Origin of the sequence: Campylobacter sp. LR291e, from assembly GCF_008633915.1 — a bacterium.
Lineage (GTDB): Bacteria > Campylobacterota > Campylobacteria > Campylobacterales > Campylobacteraceae > Campylobacter_D.
The window spans coordinates 1-443 of sequence record NZ_VJNV01000039.1 but is presented as its reverse complement, the minus strand read 5'-3'; the positions used below and the strand labels follow the sequence as shown (position 1 = coordinate 443).

The window sequence follows — 443 nt, the reverse complement described above, 5'->3', positions numbered from 1 at the left end:
GTTAAAGGAACTTCGTATAGCCAAAACGATTTAACTAGCTCACAAGGAATTCGCATAATGCGCGGAGGCAATATCAATAAAATCACACACAATTTAGATTTATTAAATAACGATGTTTATGTAAATCAAAAATTGTTTAGTAGCGCAAAACAGGTTCATAAAAACGATATTATCATTACTAGCACTAACGATATAGATAATATTGCAAAATGTGCTTTTGTTAATAAAGATGTTGATAATGCGCAAATAGGCGCATTTTTGCGAATCGTTAGAATCTCTGAATCTTTAAACGCAAAATATGTATTTTTTATTTTTGCTAGTGCGTTTTATGAGACATATATTCAATGTTGCGTTAGTGGAACTGTATCAAGTTTATTAAATATCAGAGATGAATATATAAACAATCTCAAAATCCCCCTCCCACCGCTAAAAGAACAAGAAAA

The 443-nt window shown here is 30.7% G+C and carries 1 protein-coding gene; it reads left to right on the top strand.

Annotated elements, in window-relative coordinates; all coding sequences use genetic code 11:
• Positions 1–57: 57 nt before the first annotated feature.
• Positions 58–443: restriction endonuclease subunit S (locus tag FMM58_RS08535; protein ID WP_190317980.1), on the top strand; the 386-nt coding region annotated here is incomplete at its 3' end.